General features: G+C 42.0%; 4 protein-coding genes. All 4 read right to left on the reverse strand.

The features are described 5' to 3' along the window. Positions 1-883 (reverse strand): type 2 periplasmic-binding domain-containing protein (locus tag AC1DUA_RS37775; protein ID WP_477504591.1); only part of this gene is annotated, 883 nt, incomplete at its 3' end. A 132-nt stretch (positions 884-1,015) separates the two neighbouring features. Then, positions 1,016-1,615: a carbohydrate ABC transporter permease gene (locus AC1DUA_RS37780; protein WP_477504592.1), complete on the reverse strand. Its 600-nt coding sequence runs from the start codon at positions 1,613-1,615 to the stop codon at positions 1,016-1,018. 18 nt (positions 1,616-1,633) lie between these two features. Beyond that, positions 1,634-2,359: an ABC transporter permease subunit gene (locus AC1DUA_RS37785; RefSeq protein ID WP_477504593.1), complete on the reverse strand. Its 726-nt coding sequence runs from the start codon at positions 2,357-2,359 to the stop codon at positions 1,634-1,636. Between the two features lie 224 nt (positions 2,360-2,583). Further along, positions 2,584-2,878, reverse strand: a 295-nt coding sequence (locus AC1DUA_RS37790) for a helix-turn-helix domain-containing protein (RefSeq protein WP_477504594.1), incomplete at its 5' end; no start/stop codon positions are given.

Raw genomic sequence — 2,878 nt, forward strand, 5'->3', positions numbered from 1 at the left:
CTGTAATCGTTGGCGCATCTTTACGAATAATGCCTTTTTGGTACCACTCATGCATCAATTTAAGAAATGCTGTATACTCCTTGGTTTCAAAGAGGTTCACGACCTTAGTATCCTTATCATCGATAAGAAGCACTCCTGGGTTCGTGTCTGAAAAATATTCAATGCCGAGCGCAGAACCAATATAACTTAGCTGATCGTCATTYCCTTTCACACGGAAGGCGTATTTATCCTTCTCGCCCGCGGCAACTTTTTCCAAGAACGGCGTCAAGTCTTCCATTTTCTTCGCTTTTGAAGGATCGAATCCATATTTATCTGCATACGTTTTATTGATAAGCATACCTGGGGCCTTTGCCAAAACTTGTGTATTAATAATGCCATATAGTTTGCCGTTAATCTTCGGTGCTTCCCATGCTTTTTCAGGTACCTGTTTCAAAATATTCGTGCCGTATTTCTTAAGCAAATCCGTGACATCCAGGTAAGCACCTTTATTCACGGCAGATACATAATCATTCGTCCAATTCGAAGTGAACATGAGATCTACACTTTCACCAGAAGCAAGAACGGCTTGCATCTTTTGATCGTAATTTCCCCAATCTATGAACTCAATATCGAGATCAGCATTAATTTTCTCTTTGGTGATTTTGCTCATCTCTGCAAATACCGCTTTAGCATCTGGGAAAGCACCTTGAGGCAAATACCATTTGAGCGTCACTGGATCAAGTTTCTTTGTCTCTGTTCCTGAAGCCATGGTTTCTTTGGCAGCTGGCGAAGGTGAGGAGGAAGATGGCGTATCCCCCGTTTTACCGCAACCTGCGAGCATAGCTGAGCTTAACAATACTGCGCCTAATACAAGTGAGATCGATTTCATTTTTCTTGTTTTCATTTCTTGGCCTCCCTAATTTTTCTATTATATTGAACACTCAAATGAGCGTAACAACCTAACCTTTAACTGCACCTAAGGTGAGACCCCTAACGATGTATTTCTGAAACAATGGAAATACAAACATCATGGGACCTATCGCCAGCACGCTGGTTTGGAGAGCGGCACAATGATACCGGCGAAAATTCGCAGTTCACTTGCCCCGTCAATTTTTGCCGATTCGATGACTTCGAACGGCATGCCCATCAGGAATCCACGCATGAGCATGGCAAACCATGCACTTACACCATAGGGCAGGAATAACGCAAATATCGTATCCTGGAGATGCAGAATTTTGGTCATGACCATGTAGGTTGGCACAAGACCACCATTAAAAAGCATTGTAAAGAAGACATAAAATGTAGTAATACGATGATAGCGATAATCTCTGCGTGTCATGACATAAGCGACAGTAGTCGTTAGAATAAGGCTCAAAATGGTACCAACAACCGTAACAATGATGGTAATGATATACGCATTAATTAGCTGCTTCGGCGTTTGCAGCAGGTAGTTGTAGGCCTTGCCTGTGATATGTGCAGGAATGAGACTATAGCCATAATGAGCAATATCCGAATCGGACGTTAAGGATACGGACAGCACATAGATAAGTGGGATGACCGTCACAATTGAAGTTAAAATAAAAAATAAATGGTTTAAACTTTGAAACCATTGCTGTGCTCGACTTCGGATCGGCATAGCTATCTCCCCTTCAGGCTAGAACAACGCACTCTCGCTGTCGATTTTTTTAACAATCCGATTCGTAATTAGAACAAGCACAAGCCCGACAAATGATTGATAAAGCCCAGCAGCCGATGCCATACCGATGTCTCCTACGACATCAATGGCTGCAGCTTCATAATAGCTAGGATCAATTGACATCAAGCCGGTATAGAAAATAATTGCCGTATAGCCAACATTTTTCCATAGATACGTGAGCACCAGGATAACAGGCCAGTACTTAGGATCGGAGTACCAATCAACCGGCGATATATTCAACCATTCCAGCAGCTTATTAACGGCACCGTACGAAGGATTGAGCAGGATATACGTTAAATAACCCACGACAACCCAGGATAAAAAATAAGGAAAAAAGAGTATCGTTTGAAAAACTCTCACTGCTTTTCTTCCAAGCTCAGCTAACAAAATTCCGAATACGACCGAGGCCGCCAGTCCGATAACAATGAACAAAGCGTTCAGTACCAGCGTATTGCGCGTTACTCTGAGCGCATCCTGTGATGTGAAGAAAAACTTAAAGTTGTCCAGACCCGCCCAATCACTTCCCCAGATCCCCTTAGCATAGTTAAAATCCTTGAACGCTAGCACAGCCCCAAACATCGGCAAGTAAGAGAACGCAAAAACGAACAACAGTGCCGGAAGGGAGATTAAAAATAAGCTCCTGTTTTTTCTCAAATGGTTTAATTCTCTCTTCAGTGCAGTCACAGTTTCACTCCTTAGGGTAAATTATTATTCAAACCTGATTGGCACCCTAAATGTAAAGTACACATGGAGAAATGGTAAACTGCTCATTTTATTTTCACTTGTTGTATCCACCGTACTTTTTGGACTGTCACTTGTTCACGAACTGTATTTTTTTGTTCTTACACAAAAAAAACCGCTACGCAGCAAGGCTTAAGCAGCCTATGTTCACGTAACGGTTGGTCTCCTCACACGCGATCTTTTATTCGTTTTGCAATAAATTCACGTGGAGTTGTTCCAAATTTAGCTTTAAAAACTTTGTAAAAATAACTCCCATTTTCAAATCCGACTTTACGAATGACATCTTGAATGGTCAACTGCGAATTCTCCATCCACTCAACTGCCTTCTCTAACCGGACCCGATTAATATAATCAGGAAGAGACATTTGTTTGTATGCTTTGAAAATTTTCCCGACCTTGGCAGGAGAGACTCCAATAATCATGGCAATCTCTGCAGCCCCCAAATTCAAATCTGCATAACGT

The organism is Paenibacillus sp. 01T422 (genome assembly GCF_056398785.1).

Excerpts from the sequence above, each read along its gene's own strand:
- AC1DUA_RS37780 (WP_477504592.1), bottom strand. The coding sequence starts at position 1,615 with ATGCCGATCCGAAGTCGAGCACAGCAATGGTTTCAAAGTTTAAACCAT.